This is a genomic window from Acidiphilium sp. PA (assembly GCF_026191915.1).
GTDB lineage: Bacteria > Pseudomonadota > Alphaproteobacteria > Acetobacterales > Acetobacteraceae > Acidiphilium.
Genome location: NZ_JAIMBY010000001.1, coordinates 239,365 through 256,736, shown reverse-complemented (window position 1 = coordinate 256,736; position 17,372 = coordinate 239,365). Strand labels below are relative to the sequence as shown.

The window sequence follows — 17,372 nt, the reverse complement described above, 5'->3', positions numbered from 1 at the left end:
GAGGATGCCTGACTATGAATACGCCAAACCCCCATGCGAACGGTACCGGCGGCAAGCGTCGTGATCCGTTGCTGCTGAACAAGATCGCTGGCGGCATTCTGTCGGCCGGGCTGGTGTTCTGGATCGCGACTCACGCGGCCGGAATCATTTCCGGCAAGGACGCGCCGAAGAAGCCGGTGATTGCGACGGCGGCCACCGCGACGGCGCCGGCCGGGGGTGGGGTGCCCTCGATCGACGGGTTGATCGTCAAGGCGGATGTCAGCAAGGGGGCCAGTTTCGTCGCCCAGCAATGTTCGGCCTGCCATTCGGTGAACAAGGGCGGGGCGAACGGGGTCGGGCCGAATTTGTACGGCGTGATGAACGACAAGATGTTCGCCAAGGCGGGGTATGATTTCTCCTCGGCCGCGAAGGCGAAGGCGTCGGGCGTGTGGACCTATCAGAAGATGAACGAATGGCTCGACGATCCGCAGAAGGACGTGCCGGGCACGCGGATGGGCTATACCGGGATCAAGAACGACCAGGTGCGCGCCGATACGATCGCGTATCTGCGGACGCTGTCGTCCAACCCGATTCCGCTGCCCAAGCCGGGTGCGGGCGGTGCGACGGCGACCGCGGCGGCGGCGCCGGCGGGGCTGAGCAGCGGGGCGCCCTCGATCAAGCCGCTGCTCGCCAGCGCGGTGGTCGCCAAGGGGGAGAGTTTTTTCCAGCAGCAATGCTCGGCGTGCCATTCGATCAACAGTGGCGGGGCCAACGGCGTCGGGCCGAATTTGTACGGCGTGGTGGGGTCACCGATGTTCGCCAAGGCGGGGTATAGTTTTTCGGGCGCGGTGAAGAAGGCGGCGCATGGCAAATGGACGCCGCATAAGCTGAACGAGTGGCTGTATAATCCGATGAAGGATATTCCGGGGACGCATATGGCGTATCCGGGGATCAAGAATAACCAGGTGCGCGCCGATGTGGTGGCGTATCTGAACGCGCAATCGGCCAGCCCTGCGCCGCTGAAGTGAGCGATGGGTATGCCGCCGTCGCTGCGGCGGCGGCGGATGCGGCGGGGGCGGTGATCGGGCGGTATTTCCGGGCGCTGCCGGATGTGGTGACCAAAAGCGATGACAGCCCGGTGACGCTGGCGGATCAGGGTGCCGAGGCCGCGATCCGGGCGGTGCTGGCGGAGCGGACGCCGGCGTTTGGGATCATCGGCGAGGAGATGGGCGGGGTGGCGCGCGGGCGCTTCACCTGGGTGGTCGATCCGATCGATGGGACACGGGCGTTCATTACGGGACGGCCGATTTTTGCGACGCTGATCGCGCTGCTCGACGAGGGCGTGCCAGTGCTTGGGCTGATCGATCAGCCGATCACCGGGGAGCGCTGGCTGGCGGATGGCGGGGTGCTGCAGTTCAGCGGGCGGCACGGTCGTGCGGGGTGCCGCAGACTGACGGCGCTGGCGGATGCGGAATTGTCCTGCACGGCGCCGGAGATGTTCGAACCGGCGCAGCATGTGAAATTCGGCCGGCTCGCGGCCGCGTGCCGGCGGGTGACCTATGGCGGTGATGCCTATGCCTACGGGCTGCTGGCGCTGGGACAGATCGACGTGATCGCCGAAGCGGGGCTGAAACCGTGGGATTGGGCGGCGGTTGTGCCGGTGATCGAGGCGGCGGGTGGGTCGGTGACGGATTGGCAGGGACGGCGGCTGACGCTGGATAGCCCGGGCGAGGTGCTGGCGCTGGGAGATAGGGCCATGCTGGGCGGGGTATTGGCGGCGTTGGGGTAGGGTAGGGGAGGGAAGGCTTCTTTTTTGTAAAAAAGAAGCAAAAAACTTTCTGACCCTGAGGCACGGGCGTTTTCACAGCCGCAGACCCAAATGAACAAAGTTTTTTTTGCTTCTTTTTTGTTCACAAAAAAGAAGAACTTCCCTTGCTTCTTTGCCTGTTTCGTTATGATATCGTAACGATTCAGGCGTGCATCAGCCCCGTGGGCCTTTGCGCCACATTTTTTTGGCATCGAAGGAGGGCACGAAGGGGTGGTGCCAGGGGGGCACGGGTGGTGGGGGTGGGCCGAGGATGTCGCGGAGTTGTTCGGGGGTGAAGTCGATGCTGCCGTCGGGGTTGACTTTGTATTGGGCCATGAAGTCGGGCTGGCGTTTCGGGCGGGGGCGTTTCGGGCGGGGGGTGGCGGGGTTTGCGGGCTCGCTCCGGGGTTTTCGGGGGCGTTTGATGATTTGGGGGGGACGCAGGCCGAGCATGGTGTGGAGGGGGCGGAGGATGCGGCCGAGGCTGGGGTGGGTGGCGAGCAGGTCCAGCACGATGGGGTCTTCCATGAAAAGCTGGAGATCGGCGCGGGCGGCGGCACCGGCGACGACGGTGGCGGGGCCGTTGGGGAGCAGGCGGATGAGCCAGGCGAAGCCGCGGGGGAGTGTGAGGGGTGGTTTGGGTTTGGCGGTGGCGGGTTCGCGCTCCACCGGTCCGGGAGCGCGGGTGCGGGTGCGGGGAGATTGGGGTGGGCGGGATGCGATGCGGGCGAAGCGGGCGATCTGGCGGGCGAGGTAGTTCCAGATCAGGACGATGAGCGGGCCGTGGATTTTGAGGCGGTAGCCGTTGTCGGCGACCGAGCGCTGCAGGGCACGGAAGATCACCGTGAAGCGCTCGGTCGGATCGGCAGGCATGAACGGCGCGTTTGCGATCATGGGTAAGTGTAAACCATGGCGGGTGGGGGGTGAGAAAGAGGTTTGTTAGAGGTTTTGTTAGATTCTTTGTTTGGGGGTTGGCTGGGGTGGATTGCCGCGCTGCCTGCAATGACGGTGTGGGGTCGGGGTGATGGGTTTTGGGTGGTTGTGCGCTAGGTTGTTCCGATATGGCTCGTGACGGGCCGTGGCAACGGAGGGTATTGATGGATCGACCTGATTTCGTCCGGCATTGGTCAGAGCTGGAAGAGCCGGATAACGCGCATTATCCGGGTGATGACGAGTTGCTTTCGATCAATGCGCCGCTCGGCCGCAAGCTGGGGCTGAAGCGGATCGGCATCCATCACGAGCGCCTGCCGCCTGGCCGGCGGACCTCCTACCCCCATGCCGAGAGCGCGCTGGAAGAGTTCGTGTATGTTCTGGAGGGCACGCCGGATGCCTGGATCGACGGCCATTTGGTGCGCCTGCGCGTGGGTGACGCTGTGGGGTTTCCGCCCGGTACCGGCATTTCGCACACATTCATGAACAACACGGCCAGCGAGGTCCGGCTGCTGGTGGTTGGCGAGGCAACGCATGAAAACCGGATCCGCTATCCGCTGAATGCGAGCTTTGAGGCGGCTTGCCCGGAGCGCTGGGTGAACCCGCCGGAGCGGCCGCTGGGTCCGCACGATGGGCGACCCAAGGTCGAGCCACCGGTTTGACGGCGCCGGGGCTGCCTCCGGCGGGGGGCCTTGTTGCTGTTTGCGATGACCGGGGCCTGGTTTGACGTGTGTGGGCGCTGGGGAGGCGAAAAAAAACCTCCGGCGCGGCCGGAGGTTTTCCGTCAGGCTCGATGGGGCGGCGGGGCGTTAGCCGATGACGCGGTCTTTCCTTGACCGGCGCAGCACGAGGCCAAGGCCGATCAGACCCGTACCGAGCACGAGCAGCGAACCCGGCTCCGGCACATTGAATTTCAGCACGGCCGGCGCGCCGTTGGCTTCGACATACCACAGGTTATAGCTGCCCGGCCCGAGCGAGAAGGGCGTTCCGATCTCGTTGGTCGGGGCGGCGCTGTTGACGTATTCGACCGAGTTGATGCTATTCCAGATGCTCAGACCGTCGTCGTGCTGGATTGTGCCCGACAGATTGGCGGTTGTGGTAAAGCTCAATTCGAACAGCGACACGCTGCTGAAATTACTGGTGCTCAGAACGAAGTTTTGCGTGGTGGCATAGGTGCCAAAGAAAACTTGATTCTGGATAGCGGTCGACGGAACAACGAAATCGGTGAACGTATTGGCTGAGTGGGCCGGATTGTTCCAATCAGGCAAGCCGGCGAAGCTGAAGGATGTGGCAAGGTTGGCGTTTTGTGCGATTGGATTGTCGGGCGTGGCCTGCTGACTGGCACTGGTGCTCGTCGCGCCGGGTGTCGATGCCGTCCAGACCTGCACGGCGAATGTGATCGGCGACGCGTGGGCGATGCCGCCCGCCAAAGTGGCGGCCAGGACCGTGGCGCCAGCCAATCTCTGAAGTTTGTTGCGCATCATCATCTCCATAACAGCGGTTAAATCACATTTTTTGTGGTGTATGGCCGACTCGTTCAGCGCGCACGCGATCCGCCGGTATTCACCTGCCGGTATGTTAAGCAAACATCATGCCAAAAATTAATTTTCAAGGATTTCAGTTAGTTAGAGTGCAGCTACTCGTCTATTCCTGGCATAGTTGTAAAGAATCCTGACACCACTTCTGATTGCAATCGGTTTGCATTGTCAACCGCTGACATGGTTTGTGCTTTATCGGCAATAATTTTATTTTTTATCCATTTGCGCCATGAAGCGGGAGGGCCGCGTCCGGGGTGGTTTCTGCCGGGGATGGTCCCTGTGGTTTGGGTGGACGACGTTGGAACTGACGTGTCTTTGCGGCCGTGTGCGGAATGACGTTCGGCAGTGGCCTGACTTCATCAATGGCTGCAATGGCACGCGGTGCGACACGTCCGGTGCGCGCTGGAGGTATTTCGATCCTGCGGCTGTCGGCAGTGCGGGCGCCAGGGCGGGATATCGGCGGGGGACAGGGACGATCCGGCGGCGGACGTCCATTTTGCGCATATTGTGGTGCAACGACGCATTTTGGTCTGACCGAGCGCGTGATTGCGCGATTTGGCAATGCCCAGCTGGGCGTTACCAGGCGCTTGGCCGATGAGGGTGATGGGATGCGAGAGAGAAATGTGCCTGCTGCGTCGCGGGCGGTGATCATTGACGTCACGCGGCATATCAGCTATGTGAATATGTAACGAAATTTGCCAAACGCAGCAACAGCGCTGCGGGATCTTCAAATGCCAGGCAGTATTGCCCCGTCTCGACCTTCATCGGTTGGTGCGGGTTTTTTTGCGTTCTGACCAGGCATGTCGAGGCTCGGTCATGAAGCCAGAAGCATTCAGTACATTTACGGAGTATTCCTCATGAAAGGTTGTCAGGGCAAGCAATGAAACAGACGCATGAGCACGGGGCTTTCGGGCAGGCGGAGGTGGATCATCTGCTGGGTGATGAGTATGAGCACCACCCGGTGCCGCCGACCGCGCGGCGCAGCCTGTTTTCGGTCTCGCTGGTGTGGGCTGGGTTTCCGATGATCATGACGGGCGCCATGACCGGTTCGATCCTGGTGCTCGGCATGGGGTTTCGCGACGCGCTGGCGGCGATGGTGATCGGGAATCTGGTCATGCTGGTTTATGTCGGTTCACTTGGCGTGCTGGGGACGCGCAGCGGTACGAGTTTTGCCCAGCTTGCCAGCATCGTGTTCGGCCGCAAAGGCTATGTGGTTGCGTCCGGCCTGCTCTCGACGCTGCTGCTGGGGTGGTACGCGGTGCAGACCGGGATTACCGGGGCGCTGGTGAGTAGTGCGTATCATCTGAATTATGTGTTGATGACGGTGATTGCCGGGGTTTTCTATATCGGCATTACGTTCGTGGGCGTGCGTGGGCTGCACTATATCGGGCTGGTTTCGATTCCGCTGTTTCTGGCGCTCGGTCTGTTCGTTGCCGGCGATGCGGCGAGCCATAGCAGTTGGCATGCGATTCTGGCCTATGCCGGCAATAACGGCAAAGCGACGATGTCGATGGGCGCGGGCCTCACCGTTGTAATTGCCCTGTTCATCGATGCCGGGACGGTAACCGCCGACTTCAATCGCTGGGCACGCTCGACGCGGGATTCAATCATTGCGACGGCGTGCGCGTTTCCGATTGCCAATCTGGTTGCCATGCTGATCGGGGGTGTGATGACCGCGGCACTGGCCAAGCCGGATGCCAACCCGTTCGGCTCCGATAATCTGTTCGGGTATTTGAACGGATTGCAACTCGGTTGGCTCAGCGCGCTGGCGGCGGTGTTTCTGTATTGCAATCTTGGCTCGGTCTGCTCGCATTGTTTGTATAATTCATCAACCGGGTGGTCGCGGATTCTAGGGACGCATATGCGCGTGATGGCGGTGATGCTGGGTGCGATTGGCATTGTGGTTGCGGCGGGGAATGTTTGGGCGTTCTTCATCCAGTGGCTCAGCCTGCTCGGGGTGCTGGTGCCGCCGATCGGCGCGATTGTTCTGGTTGATCAATATAGTCTGCGGCGGGATGCGACGGTCGATGCCAATGTGCGCGTCAGCCCGTTCATTGCGTGGGCAATCGGTTCGGCGGTGGGGTTGCTCGTGCAGTTCGATGCGCCGGGGTATTCGACCGCCATTGCTTCGATGATCACAGGCGGGGTGGCGTATTACGCGATTGGCGCGCTGACTGCCGAGCGGGCGCGGCGCATCGCCTGAGTTGAGTTTCATGCGGCCGCCGGTGCAGGCACAGCGGCGCGCATTTCCCTTGGCCTGCGAACGGAAAAGGACAGACAATGCCGGCAGACTATGAAATTTTCGACCTCGGCGATTTTGGTTTGCAACGCGGTGCGACGATCCGCGGTTGCAAGCTTGCTTACAAGACGTTCGGCACGCTCAATGCGGCGAAGGATAATGTCGTTGTCTATCCGACATGGTATTCGGGACAGCATTACGACAATGAATGGTTGATCGGGCCGGGGCGGGCGCTCGATCCGGCGCATTTGTTCATTATTATCCCGAACATGCTGGGTAACGGCCTGTCATCCTCGCCGAGCAATACGCCTGAGCCGTATAACGCGGCGCGGTTTCCGCTGGTGACGGCGTGCGACAATGTGCGGGCGCAGCACCGGCTGGTGACCGAGTTGTTCGGGATCGAGCGGGTTCGCCTGGTGGTGGGCTGGTCGATGGGGGCGTTGCAGACGTTTCATTGGGGGGCGCTGTATCCGGACATGGTGGAGCGGATTGCGCCGTTCTGCGGGTCGGCCAAGTGTTCGCGGCATAATTTCGTGTTTCTGGAAGGGGTGAAGGCGGCGCTGACGGCGGATGCGGCCTTCGCCGATGGCTGGTACACCACCAAGCCGGCGCGCGGGCTGCGGGCGATGGCGCGGGTTTATGCGGGGTGGGGATTTTCGCAGGCGTTTTATCGCGAGGCGCTTGATATCAAGACGCTCGGGTATTCTTCGCTCGAAGATTTCCTGGTTGCGTTCTGGGAAGGGTTTTTTCTGCCGAAGGATGCGAACAATCTGCTGACCATGCTCTGGACCTGGCAGAACGGCGATATCAGCGACAATGAACTGTATAACGGCGATTTTGCCAAGGCGCTCGGTGCGATCAAGGCGAAGGCGTATGTGATGCCGGGCCAGACCGATCTTTATTTTCCGCCGGAGGACAGCGCGTTCGAGGTTGCGCATATGCCGAATGCGACGCTGATTCCGGTACCCTCGATCTGGGGGCATTTCGCGGGCGGGCCTGGAACCAATCCGGTCGATGTCGATTTCATCGATGGTAAATTGAAAGAGCTGCTGGCGGCTTGAAGGTTGGTGGGCGATTGGAGGGCGGGGCCGTGGGTGTGGTCCTGACTGATGGGTTTTGAGCACGCCGGCTGCGGTGACATTGGGAGATGGTTAACCGGGCGGTGTTATGCGCTTACCGGACACGGTTGGTCGCGATGGCATCGACTTGCCGTAATTTTTTGATCTGGCGTGCTGCGCAAGGGACCGCCCGCCCACCGGGCCGGCTGCGCCGTGCGCGGCAGTCTGACGGTTTCCGCGTCGATTCGGCGAGTCGTTACGGAGATTTTGTCAGGATTCTTTACACTCACCCGGGAGCGATTTTGGCAACGTATTGAATTTAAAAACTATATTTTTTGGCACATATCTTGCTGGTAATATTTTGTCCATGATATGTTCGAAACATGCAAAAATAGGAATTATTTACGATGACGCTATATGGTCGATCGACACTGATGGTGCTTGGGGCATTGTTGTGCCTCGCTGGTACGGCCCCTGCAGCGGTCTATGACTGGTCCTACACCGGGTCACCCTTGTTGGACCGCGCCAGTGGTACGCTGACGACTGGCCGCCTCGATCCTTCCAACAGTTTGAACAGTCCAGCGGGTTATGACATCACGGCGATTACCGGGACCTATAATGGGTCCAGCATTACTGGCCTGCTTGCGCCGGGCTCGTGCTGTTCGGTTCCTGCTAATGATAATATTGTCTACTACTCGCCAACGCCCGGCGCCGTTTATCTTGACCAAGCAGGTCTAGCGTTCACTGACGCGCTCGGCGGGGAGATTAACATTTATTCTTACAACGGCGCCGGGTTGTATGCTGATATCCTTGCGCCGCCCGGGAGCGCGAACGGGGGTTTTATCACCTCCGGGATTTTTTCTTTGACTCCGGTTGCCGTTCCCGAACCCGGTTCATTGGCGGTTCTTGGCTCGGGTCTCGTCGCGCTTGCTGTGTTTACGCGCAGGCGCCGCAAGAACGTCTGAGCTCGAATAGCGAGGCGCAATTGGCGTGGGGCATAGCCAGGAGGCATGCGCCACGCCGTTCACCGATGCGGCCAGCGTCGCGATTTTGTGACTGTTTTTGATGCGGCTCATCGGTCCTTGCGGGCGCTGGAGACGATCTGCCTTTTGACAGACCGACCGCGCCGAAAGCGTATTCTAATGCAGGATGAAGAGGCCGCACCGGCGGCCACGCAGGCGCGCGAGGGTTGATCCGCCACGTCCCGCGCAGCCGACGATGGCGATGCCCCTCGCACCATCCTCCTGTTCAGATCTGCCGTGATTGCGCGTGTTGTCCAACGATCCAGATGCCTGTGCAGGTTGTGCAAGATTTCTGCATGGAAGCGATATCTCGGTGGGTCCAGAGTCTTGCAAGCTGCGTTCCAGTGAATGACATCAATGCGTTGCCGTATTCGATTCCGACTGGAAACGCGGTCGTGCGGGATCGTGCGATCTGGGCCGCTGGGACTCGGTCGGGGTTGTTGCAATACCCGCATTCATAAAAGTTTTTTGCTTCTTTTTTTCAAAAAAGAAGCGCTTGCTTCCGTTTCATAGCGCAGCGCAGGCGGTTTCGAGCCAGGCCTGGGTTTGCTGGTCCACCAGGGGAGCGATCTCGTGCAGGATTCGGGTGTGGTAGGTGTTGAGCCAGGTGATGGCGTGCGGGGTGAGGAGGGTGGGGTTGATCAGGCGGCGGTCGAAGGGGGCGAGGGTCAGGGTTTCGAAGGTGAGGAAGGGTTTTTTGGTGGTGAGGGGGGCCGGGGTGACGAGGAGGAGGTTTTCGAGGCGGATGCCGAAGGCTCCGGGCTCGTAGTAGCCGGGTTCATCCGACAGGATCATGCCGGGGGCGAGGGGGATTGGCCTGCCGCGTTTGTGGAAGCTGACCGGGCCTTCGTGGACGGAGAGGTAGGAGCCGACACCGTGGCCGGTGCCGTGGTCGAAGTCGAGGCCGGCTTGCCAGAGCGGGGCGCGGGCCAGGGCATCGAGCTGCGGGCCGGTGGTATCGGCGGGGAAGATGGCGCTGGCGAGGGCGATGTGGCCGGCGAGGACGCGGGTGAAGCGATCGGTGATCAGGTCGGGTGGGGTGTCCGGGCCGGTCCAGAGGGTGCGGGTGATGTCGGTGGTGCCGTCGGGGTACTGCGCGCCGCTGTCGATCAGGTAGACTTCGTTGGGGTGGATGGCGCGGTTGCTGGCGTCGTCGGCGCTGTAGTGGATGATGGCGCCGTGTTCGCCGGCGCCGGAGATCGGGTTGAAGCTTTCGGCGCGGAACGTGGGGGCGGCGGCGCGGCAGGCGCGCAGGGTGGCGGCGGCGGAGAGTTCGGTGAGGCTGCCGGTGGGGGCGGTTTGTTCGAACCAGGCGAGGAAGCGGCACATGGCGGCGCCGTCGCGGTGGTGGGCGGCGCGGGCGCCTGCCTGTTCGACGGGGTTTTTCAGGGCGCGGGGCAGGACGCAGGGGTCATCGCCGGAGACGGTGATGGTGCCGGCGTCGCCGAGCATCTGGGTCAGGCGGATGGGGGCGGTTGCGGGGTCGAGGCGGATGCGTTTGCCGCGCATTGTGGCGAGGGTTTCGGCCATGGCTTCGCGCGGGACGATGGTGACCGAGGGGCCGAGTGCTGTGCGGGTTTCAGCCGGGATTTTGGCGGGGTCGATGAACAGGATGGCGGATGAATCGCGGCGGAGGAGGGCGAAGCAGAGGGCGATGGGGGTGTGCGGCAGGTCGGCGCCGCGGAGGTTGAGCAGCCAGGCGATGGCGTGGGGGTCGGTGAGGAGGACGGCGTCGGCGCCCTCGTCGGCGATGGTGGCGGCGATGCGCTGGCGTTTGGCGGCGGCGGATTCGCCGGCGAATTCGATGGGGTGCGGGGTTGCCTGGGCGGATGGCGGGGCGGGGCGGTCGTTCCAGAACCTGTCGATCGGGTTGGCGATGGGGACCATGGTGAGGCCGGCATCGGTGAATTTGGCGACGGTGTTGGCGCTCATCAGCCAGGGGTCGTAGCCGATCTGGCCTAGGTGGCCTCGGGTTTTCAGCCAGGTTTCGGGTGGGGTTTCGGTGATGTGGAGGCGTTGCCAGATGGCGGGGTCGGTCTGGGATTCGAGCTGGAGGGTGTAGCGGCCATCGGAGAAGACGGCGGCCTGGTCGGCGAGGACGATGGCGAGGCCGGCGCTGCCGGTGAAGCCGGTGAGCCAGGCGAGGCGGGCGGCGCTGTCGGGGACGTATTCGCCAAGGAATTCGTCGTTGCGGGGCTGGATGAAGCCGTCGAGTCCTTGTGCCTGCAATGCCGCCCGCAAGGATGAGATACGCTCTTTCATCATATCTTAATCAATTTCCTATCATGTTTTTGCATGGCTGACAGAGAAAAGCTTCGCTCCACAAGTCGTGATCGGGGGCTTATGTTGCGCTGCAAGACGACGATGACGATTGGCAATGATGCACAGATCGCCTTCCCCGCCTGTTGTTATTGAACCGAAAGAGAAGATCATGACCACTTCAACGAACTCCACCAAACTCGGCTCCCCGGTCGCTGATGCGATCGCTTCGCAGAATGCCGCGATCGATGCGGCGCTGCGCGACAATTTCAACCGCACGGTTGCGATGTTCGAGCGCGTGCGCGCGATGTTCACGCAGCAGCGTGCGGCGCGGCAGGCTTATCGTGAACTGTCGGAACTGAACGATCGTGAACTGGCCGACCTCGGCATTGCGCGCTCGGACATCCGCAACGTGGTGCGGGGCAAGTTTCCGTCGCGCGTCTGAGCGGCGGGTTTCAGGCTCCATTGGTTTCGGGCAAGGGGAGGGCGATGCTCTCCCCTTGTCGCGTTTGGGGCGGTTGCTTCGTTCAAAACCCACGCACGCCGGCCCGGATCGGTTTTTCGAGGATCAGGGTGGTCCATTCGCCGTCGTTGATGCGTTGTTTCAGCACGAGGCCGTGGCGGCGGTGGGCGGAGAGGACCCAGCGTGCCTGGCGGTCGAGCAGGCCGGCGAGGATGGCCGTGCCGCCGGGGGCGAGTTTGGCGGCGAGCTGGTGGGCCATGGCCGCGAGCGGGCGGGCCAGGATGTTGGCGAACACGAGGTCGTAGGGCGCGTGCCGGCGCAGGGTGGGGCTGAGCCAGCCATCGGCCTGGCGGGCGCGGAATAGAGGGGCGATGCCGTTGATGCCGGCGTTGGCCGCGGCGACGCGGACGGCGCGGGTATCGATATCGGTGGCGAGCACGCGGCGGCCCCAGATTTTGGCGGCGGCGATGCCGAGAATGCCGGAGCCGGTGCCGAGATCGAGGATGCGCAGCGGCTGGCGGCGTTTGGCGGTGCGTTCGAGCGCGAGCAGGCAGCCGCGGGTCGAGCCGTGTTCGCCGGTGCCGAAGGCGAGGCCGGCATCGACGGTGATGATGTGGCGGCCGGGCGGTTTGGCGGTTTTGATGTGGGTGCCGCGGATGGCGAAGCGCTGGCCGATTTTCTGTTCGGGAAAGCCCTGGTAGCTGCGCGCGAGCCAGCCGCCGGCGGGGACGCGGATGCGTTGGATCGCCGGGCTGATGCCGCTGGCGGCTTCGGCGAGGATGAGGGCGGTGATCAGATCGCCGTCCGACCCGTCGATTTCGCGGAGGCCTTCGACCACCCAGGTGTTGGTCTTTTCATCGAGGAAGAAGCCGACGGTGCGGCAGCAGCAGCCGAGTGCGGCCTCGAAGGCTTCGAGCGCGACGGCGGGGACGGTGAGGATGATGCGTTCGAGCTGTTCGACCTGGGGCATCAGGCGCGTTCCACGAAACGGTCGAGCACGCGTTTTTCGCCGGCGGTTTCGAATTTGATGTCGAGGCGGTCGTCATCGGTGTCGATGATGACGCCGTAGCCGAATTTCTGGTGGAACACGCGGGTGCCTTCGGTGAGTTTGTCGGTGCGGGGTGGGCGGGCCTGGGGGTTCCAGGCATCGTCGCGCCGGGCCAGCAGGGGGGTGGCGGTGGCGAACACCGGCGGGGCGGACAGGCGTTGTTCGCGCGCGAGGCTGGCGGAGCCGCCCATGGTGATGAAATCGGCCGGCAGTTCCTCGATGAAGCGGGAGGGGACGCTGGATTGCCAGTTGGCGTAGATGCGGCGGTTGGCGCAGTGCGAGATGATGGCGCGCTGCCTGGCGCGGGTGATGCCGACATAGGCGAGGCGGCGTTCCTCCTCGAGCGATTTGGCGCCGCCCTCATCGAGCGAGCGCTGGTTGGGGAAGACGCCTTCCTCCCAGCCGGGCAGGAACACCGTGTCGAACTCCAGGCCTTTGGCCGCGTGCAGGGTCATCAGGAACACTTTGTCGTCATCCGCCTCGTTATCGTTGTCCATAACGAGGGAAACATGTTCGAGGAAGCCTTCGAGCGTGTCGAAATCGGTCAGGGCGCGGACGAGTTCCTTGAGGTTTTCGATCCGGCCGGCGGCATCGGGGGTTTTCTGGTCCTGCCACATTGCGATGTAGCCGCTTTCATCGAGCACCGTGGCGAGGGTGGTGACGTGGCCGTCGCGCCTGAGGGCGGCGCGCCAGTCGGTGAGTTTGGAGACGAGGTCGCGCAGACCCTCACGCGCTTTGCCGCGCAGGCTGGCATCCGCCACGATGCGGGCGGCGGCTTCGGCGAGGGGGGTTTGATCGGCGCGGGCGCGTTCGTGGATGGTGCGCAGGGCGGTGTCGCCGAGGCCGCGCTTGGGGGTGTTGACGATGCGTTCGAAGGCGAGGTCGTCCGCGGGTTGGGCGATGACGCGGAGATAGGCGATGGCGTCGCGGATTTCGGCGCGTTCGTAGAAGCGCAGGCCGCCGATGATGCGGTAGGGCAGGCCGATCGCGATGAAGCGTTCCTCGAAGGCGCGGGTCTGAAAGCCGGCGCGGACCAGCACGGCGCATTCGGCGAGTTTATGCCCGTCGCGGCGGAGGGTTTCGACGCGGGTGGCGACCGCGCGGGATTCCTCATCGGAATCCCAGAAGGCGAGAACCTCGACCTTTTCGCCATCGGCATCGGGGCGGCCGGCGTGCAGGGTCTTGCCGAGGCGGCCTTCGTTATGGGCGATCAGGCCCGAAGCGGCGGCGAGGATGGGGGCGGTCGAGCGGTAGTTGGCTTCGAGGCGGACGATTTTGGCGCCGGGGAAATCGGCCTCGAAGCGGAGGATGTTTTCGATCTCGGCACCGCGCCAGGAATAGATGCTCTGGTCGTCATCCCCCACGCAGCAGATGTTCCTGTGGCTCTGGGCGAGCAGGCGGAGCCAGTAGTATTGGACCAGGTTGGTGTCCTGATATTCATCGACCAGGATGTAGCGGAAGCGGCGGTGGTAGTCGGCCAGGACCTCGGGGTCGCGGCGGAGCAGGTCGTAGGCGAGGAGGAGCAGGTCGCCGAAGTCGCAGGCGTTGAGGGCGCGCAGGCGGTCCTGGTAGGCGGCGTAGAGGTCGCGGGCGGATTCGGCACCCCAGTCGATATCCTGGTCGCGCGGGACGGCATCGGGCAGCAGGGCGCGGTCTTTCCAGCGCTGGATGGCGCCCATCAGCCCTTGCGGGGTGAAGCGCTTGGTGTCCATCCGGCGGGCTTCCATCACCTGTTTGAGCAGGCGCAACTGATCGTCGGAATCGAGGATGGAGAAGCTCGATGTGCGGTCGACCCGCTCGGCGTAGCGGCGCAGCATGCGGGCGGCGAGGGCGTGGAACGTGCCGAGCCAGAGGCCTTCGGCCGGTTGGTCGAGCAGGGCGGAGACGCGCTCGAGCATTTCGCGGGCGGCCTTGTTGGTGAAGGTGACCGCGAGGATCTGGTTGGGGAAGGCGCGGCGGCTGAGCAGGATATGGGCGAATCTGGTGGTCAGGACGCGGGTCTTGCCGGTGCCGGCGCCGGCGAGCACGAGGACGGGGCCGTCGGTTGCTTCGACGGCTTCGCGCTGGGCCTGGTTGAGGCGGGTCAGGTAGGCGGTCAAGAGACGGCTTCTTTTTTGGAAAAAAGAAGCAAAAAACTTTTAGTCCTCTGGGGCACGGGCGCTTTCACGGGCAAGGGCCCAGATAAATGAAGTTTTTTTGCTTCTTTTTTTTCAAAAAAAGAAGTCTTCACTTGCCCTTGACTCCAAGGATACGCGCGATCGCATAGGTGAGGTCGGCGCGGTTCAGCGTATAGAAATGGAACTCGTCGATGCCGTTGGCCTGCAGGATGCGGACCTGTTCGGCGGTGACGGCGGCGGCGACCATTTTGCGGGTTTCGGGGTCGTCATCCAGCCCGTCGAACATCTCGCCCATCCAGGCCGGGACCGATGTGCCGCCCATTTCGCCGATCCGTCGCGCCTGGGTGAAATTGGAGACCGGCATGATGCCCGGGATGATCGGGGCGGTGATGCCGGCGGCGAGGGCGCGGTCGAGAAAATCGAGATAATGGGCGGTGTCGAAAAACACCTGGGTGATCGCGCGGTTGGCCCCGGCATCGAGCTTGCGTTTGAGATTGTCGAGATCGGCCGCGGGGCTTGCGGCCTGGGGATGGGTTTCGGGGTAGGCGGCCACCGAGATGTCGAAATCGGCGACGCGTTTGAGGCCGGCCACCAGATCGGACGCGAAGGCGTAGCCATCGGGGTGGGCCTGATAGGGCGCACCGCCGGGAACATCGCCGCGCAGGGCGACGATGTGGCGGACCCCGGCATCCCAGTAGCGGCGGGCGACGTCATCGACCTCGCCGCGCGTGGCGCCGACGCAGGTGAGATGCGCGGCGGGGATCAGGCTGGTTTCGCGGACCAGGCGGAGCACGGTGGCGTGCGTGCGTTCCTGTGTCGAGCCGCCGGCGCCGTAGGTGACGGAGACGAACTGCGGCGCGAGCGGTTCGAGGCGGCGGATGCAGGCCCAGAGCTGGGTTTCCAGCGCCTCGGTCTTCGGGGGGAAGAATTCGAAGGAAATCTGCGGCACCGCCGGAACGCTGCCCGGCAGGGGGGCGACGCGCGGGCCGGACAGCCAGCGTTGCAGGGCGGCGCGGGGTGGTTCATGGCTCATCGCAATCTCCTTCGCGGCGTGGTGACAGCAAGCGGTGCGGCTGGCAAGGCGGCCGGCACGGCGCGGGAACGGTCATGCCTGATGGCCGCCACAAGCGGTTGATCATGCTCGCTCTTGCGCTACATATCGGGTAACAAAACAACTCGTAAATAGTCTTGGCGCTGGCGTACGCGATAAATAAGAGTGAGCGGCCCTGATTCCCGGGGCCGATGAAGGAGGCCCATGGGCATCGTGATGAAATCGGTTTTGCCGCTGTTGGCGGCTGGGTGCCTGCTGGCCGGGTGTGCAACGCCCCCGCCGCAGTCGAACAAGGCGGCCTTTGAGGCGTATCAGCAGCAGAACGACCCGTTGAAGCCGTTCAACAAGGCGTCGTATCATTTCGACAATGTGCTCGACACCTATGTGCTGCGGCCGGTCGCGATCGGGTATATCGATGTCACGACGCCGGGGATTCGCCGGCATGTCGGCGAATTCATGAGCAATACGGATGCGCCGGCGCAATTGCTGGAGTTCATGGCGGCGGGCAAACCGCGCGATGCCGGCACGACGCTGGTGCGGTTTCTGGTCAATTCCACGGTCGGCATCGGCGGGTTGTTCGACCCGGCGGGCGCGCTTGGCTATCACAAGGTCTATACCGATGTCGGCCTGACGCTCGCGGGTTACGGCGTGCCGGAGGGACCGTATTTGTATCTGCCGTTCGCGGGCCCTTCGGATCTGCGTGATGCGACGGGAATTCCGGCCTCGATCGTGCTCAACCCGACGTTTCCGGCGCCGCCTTCGACGGGTCTGACCATTTTCAACTACGGGTCGGATGCGCTGAGCGTGGTGAACACCCGTGCCGAGCTGCATGGCACGATCTCGAACATCAAGAAGACCTCGCTCGATCCCTATGCCACATTCCGGAGTCTTTATCGCCAACATCGTGCCGCAGAGTTGCAGGACATCAACAAGCGCGACGTCGCCACGCCGCCGGCCTGGTATTCGGCCGCGCAGCGCAAGGCGATGAAGCACGCGGAATACGATTCCACCAACTAGAAAGGATTGCTCCATGGCCGCCTATTTCCGCCGGGTTCTGCTCGGCGCCTTTGCCGTGATGCCCGTGCTGGCGCTTTCGCCCCTGCTTGCCGGCCGCGCGCTGGCCGCGGCACCCAGTGCTGCGACCGCGAAGGCCTTCATCGACAGTTCCGGTCAGAAGCTGGTGTCGATCATCAACGGGGCCGGCTCGACCAGCCAGAAGGCGGCGCAGCTGCGCGCGCTGGTGAACAATATCGTCGCGGTCGATCAGATCGGCAAATTCGTGCTCGGCCGCTACTACCGGGTGGCGACGCCGGCGCAGCGCAGCGAATACATGCAGCTGTTCCACCAGACGCTGGCGTATAACATCACCACCCAGATCCGGGCCTACAAGGGTGTGACCTTCAAGACCGGGCGGGTAACCAGCGGGCCAGAAGGCGAGATGGTGAGCACCGAGGTCAGCCGGCAGGGCCAGGCACCGGCGCATGTTCAATGGGTGGTCGATACCGTCGGCGGGCAGCCGAAAATCGTCGACGTGGTGGTTGAAGGCACGTCGCTGCGGGTGACTGAACGGTCGGATTACTCGAGCGTGATCAATGATCATGGCGGTCAGGTCGAGGCGTTGTTGAGTGCCATGAAGCGGCAGCTTTCGCGGATGCAGGCGGGGTGAGGCCGTAAGGGAAGGAAGGCTTCTTTTTTGTAAAAAAGAAGCAAAAAACTTTTTGACTTTGGAGCACGGGCGGTTTCAACGGCACGGGCCCAGATTAGCGAAGTTTTTTTTGCTTCTTTTTTGTTCACAAAAAAGAAGACTCTTTCTTCCCTTCGATCCGGCCTTGCCTCGGTGCGTGTCCGGCGCTATAGAGCA

The 17,372-nt window shown here is 63.0% G+C and carries 16 protein-coding genes; 10 read left to right on the top strand and 6 right to left on the bottom strand.

Features of this window, described 5'->3' with window-relative positions:
* Nucleotides 1-14 precede the first annotated feature (14 nt).
* Both AruPA_RS01215 and AruPA_RS01210 read left to right on the top strand, forming a co-directional pair.
* Nucleotides 15-1,007, top strand: a complete 993-nt coding sequence (locus AruPA_RS01215; protein WP_265634357.1) for a cytochrome c family protein — start codon at nucleotides 15-17, stop codon at nucleotides 1,005-1,007.
* Complete coding sequence (locus tag AruPA_RS01210; RefSeq protein WP_265634356.1) at nucleotides 1,004-1,768, top strand: inositol monophosphatase family protein; 765 nt, start codon at nucleotides 1,004-1,006, stop codon at nucleotides 1,766-1,768. The genes AruPA_RS01215 and AruPA_RS01210 overlap by 4 nt, the downstream gene beginning before the upstream one ends.
* 192 nt (nucleotides 1,769-1,960) lie before the next feature.
* Here the strand turns inward: AruPA_RS01210 and AruPA_RS01205 are convergent, their stop codons facing one another.
* Nucleotides 1,961-2,680, bottom strand: coding sequence for a hypothetical protein (locus tag AruPA_RS01205; RefSeq protein ID WP_265634355.1), 720 nt, complete (start codon nucleotides 2,678-2,680; stop codon nucleotides 1,961-1,963).
* A gap of 203 nt (nucleotides 2,681-2,883) precedes the next feature.
* Here AruPA_RS01205 and AruPA_RS01200 point away from each other — a divergent pair, with 203 nt between their 5' ends.
* Nucleotides 2,884-3,378 carry a cupin domain-containing protein gene (locus tag AruPA_RS01200; RefSeq protein WP_265634354.1) on the top strand — a complete coding sequence of 165 codons (495 nt, stop codon included), beginning with the start codon at nucleotides 2,884-2,886 and terminating at the stop codon, nucleotides 3,376-3,378.
* A 147-nt stretch (nucleotides 3,379-3,525) separates the two neighbouring features.
* Here AruPA_RS01200 and AruPA_RS01195 read toward each other — a convergent pair whose 3' ends face one another.
* Nucleotides 3,526-4,197, bottom strand: a complete 672-nt coding sequence (locus tag AruPA_RS01195) for a PEP-CTERM sorting domain-containing protein (protein WP_265634352.1) — start codon at nucleotides 4,195-4,197, stop codon at nucleotides 3,526-3,528.
* A 389-nt stretch (nucleotides 4,198-4,586) separates the two neighbouring features.
* Here AruPA_RS01195 and AruPA_RS01190 point away from each other — a divergent pair, with 389 nt between their 5' ends.
* The 4 genes from AruPA_RS01190 to AruPA_RS01175 all read left to right on the top strand — a co-directional run bounded on the left by AruPA_RS01190 (nucleotide 4,587) and on the right by AruPA_RS01175 (nucleotide 8,516).
* Entirely contained in the window at nucleotides 4,587-4,943 is a 357-nt protein-coding gene (locus tag AruPA_RS01190) for a hypothetical protein (RefSeq protein ID WP_265634350.1), read from the top strand.
* A gap of 191 nt (nucleotides 4,944-5,134) precedes the next feature.
* Nucleotides 5,135-6,457: a cytosine permease gene (locus tag AruPA_RS01185; RefSeq protein WP_265634349.1), complete on the top strand. Its 1,323-nt coding sequence runs from the start codon at nucleotides 5,135-5,137 to the stop codon at nucleotides 6,455-6,457.
* 77 nt (nucleotides 6,458-6,534) lie between these two features.
* Nucleotides 6,535-7,554, top strand: a complete 1,020-nt coding sequence (locus AruPA_RS01180) for an alpha/beta fold hydrolase (RefSeq protein ID WP_265634347.1) — start codon at nucleotides 6,535-6,537, stop codon at nucleotides 7,552-7,554.
* Between the two features lie 512 nt (nucleotides 7,555-8,066).
* A complete protein-coding gene (locus AruPA_RS01175; RefSeq protein ID WP_265634346.1) occupies nucleotides 8,067-8,516 on the top strand; it encodes a PEP-CTERM sorting domain-containing protein in 450 nt (149 codons plus the stop codon).
* A gap of 564 nt (nucleotides 8,517-9,080) precedes the next feature.
* Here AruPA_RS01175 and AruPA_RS01170 read toward each other — a convergent pair.
* Nucleotides 9,081-10,838 (bottom strand): aminopeptidase P family protein, encoded by a 1,758-nt coding sequence (locus tag AruPA_RS01170; protein ID WP_408858555.1) that lies wholly within the window; start codon nucleotides 10,836-10,838, stop codon nucleotides 9,081-9,083.
* 166 nt (nucleotides 10,839-11,004) lie between these two features.
* On the opposite strand from AruPA_RS01170, the gene AruPA_RS01165 reads away from it, so the two are divergent.
* Nucleotides 11,005-11,277, top strand: coding sequence for a DUF1127 domain-containing protein (locus AruPA_RS01165; RefSeq protein ID WP_265634342.1), 273 nt, complete (start codon nucleotides 11,005-11,007; stop codon nucleotides 11,275-11,277).
* An 82-nt stretch (nucleotides 11,278-11,359) separates the two neighbouring features.
* Here AruPA_RS01165 and AruPA_RS01160 read toward each other — a convergent pair whose 3' ends face one another.
* The 3 genes from AruPA_RS01160 to metF all read right to left on the bottom strand — a co-directional run bounded on the left by AruPA_RS01160 (nucleotide 11,360) and on the right by metF (nucleotide 15,493).
* Nucleotides 11,360-12,265 carry a 50S ribosomal protein L11 methyltransferase gene (locus AruPA_RS01160; RefSeq protein WP_265634341.1) on the bottom strand — a complete coding sequence of 302 codons (906 nt, stop codon included), beginning with the start codon at nucleotides 12,263-12,265 and terminating at the stop codon, nucleotides 11,360-11,362.
* The gene (locus AruPA_RS01155; RefSeq protein WP_265634339.1) at nucleotides 12,265-14,442 is read right to left on the bottom strand and encodes an ATP-dependent helicase; all 2,178 of its coding nucleotides are present in this window, start codon (nucleotides 14,440-14,442) and stop codon (nucleotides 12,265-12,267) included. The genes AruPA_RS01160 and AruPA_RS01155 overlap by 1 nt, the downstream gene beginning before the upstream one ends.
* 127 nt (nucleotides 14,443-14,569) lie before the next feature.
* Nucleotides 14,570-15,493: a methylenetetrahydrofolate reductase [NAD(P)H] gene (gene metF / locus AruPA_RS01150; protein ID WP_265634337.1), complete on the bottom strand. Its 924-nt coding sequence runs from the start codon at nucleotides 15,491-15,493 to the stop codon at nucleotides 14,570-14,572.
* Nucleotides 15,494-15,715: 222 nt separating this feature from the next.
* On the opposite strand from metF, the gene AruPA_RS01145 reads away from it, so the two are divergent.
* Together AruPA_RS01145 and AruPA_RS01140 are read left to right on the top strand one after the other, a co-directional pair.
* Nucleotides 15,716-16,528, top strand: a complete 813-nt coding sequence (locus AruPA_RS01145; RefSeq protein ID WP_265634336.1) for a VacJ family lipoprotein — start codon at nucleotides 15,716-15,718, stop codon at nucleotides 16,526-16,528.
* A gap of 13 nt (nucleotides 16,529-16,541) precedes the next feature.
* Nucleotides 16,542-17,177 carry a phospholipid-binding protein MlaC gene (locus AruPA_RS01140; protein WP_265634335.1) on the top strand — a complete coding sequence of 212 codons (636 nt, stop codon included), beginning with the start codon at nucleotides 16,542-16,544 and terminating at the stop codon, nucleotides 17,175-17,177.
* Nucleotides 17,178-17,372 lie beyond the last annotated feature (195 nt).

What these genes read in the sequence shown, in the direction of transcription:
- AruPA_RS01215 (WP_265634357.1), top strand. Translation starts at nt 15, where the DNA reads ATGAATACGCCAAACCCCCATGCGAACGGTACCGGCGGCAAGCGTCGT.
- AruPA_RS01205 (WP_265634355.1), bottom strand. Translation starts at nt 2,680, where the DNA reads ATGATCGCAAACGCGCCGTTCATGCCTGCCGATCCGACCGAGCGCTTC.
- AruPA_RS01200 (WP_265634354.1), top strand. Translation starts at nt 2,884, where the DNA reads ATGGATCGACCTGATTTCGTCCGGCATTGGTCAGAGCTGGAAGAGCCG.
- AruPA_RS01195 (WP_265634352.1), bottom strand. Translation starts at nt 4,197, where the DNA reads ATGCGCAACAAACTTCAGAGATTGGCTGGCGCCACGGTCCTGGCCGCC.
- AruPA_RS01190 (WP_265634350.1), top strand. Translation starts at nt 4,587, where the DNA reads ATGACGTTCGGCAGTGGCCTGACTTCATCAATGGCTGCAATGGCACGC.
- AruPA_RS01185 (WP_265634349.1), top strand. Translation starts at nt 5,135, where the DNA reads ATGAAACAGACGCATGAGCACGGGGCTTTCGGGCAGGCGGAGGTGGAT.
- AruPA_RS01180 (WP_265634347.1), top strand. Translation starts at nt 6,535, where the DNA reads ATGCCGGCAGACTATGAAATTTTCGACCTCGGCGATTTTGGTTTGCAA.
- AruPA_RS01170 (WP_408858555.1), bottom strand. Translation starts at nt 10,838, where the DNA reads ATGATGAAAGAGCGTATCTCATCCTTGCGGGCGGCATTGCAGGCACAA.
- AruPA_RS01165 (WP_265634342.1), top strand. Translation starts at nt 11,005, where the DNA reads ATGACCACTTCAACGAACTCCACCAAACTCGGCTCCCCGGTCGCTGAT.
- AruPA_RS01160 (WP_265634341.1), bottom strand. Translation starts at nt 12,265, where the DNA reads ATGCCCCAGGTCGAACAGCTCGAACGCATCATCCTCACCGTCCCCGCC.
- metF (WP_265634337.1), bottom strand. Translation starts at nt 15,493, where the DNA reads ATGAGCCATGAACCACCCCGCGCCGCCCTGCAACGCTGGCTGTCCGGC.
- AruPA_RS01145 (WP_265634336.1), top strand. Translation starts at nt 15,716, where the DNA reads ATGGGCATCGTGATGAAATCGGTTTTGCCGCTGTTGGCGGCTGGGTGC.
- AruPA_RS01140 (WP_265634335.1), top strand. Translation starts at nt 16,542, where the DNA reads ATGGCCGCCTATTTCCGCCGGGTTCTGCTCGGCGCCTTTGCCGTGATG.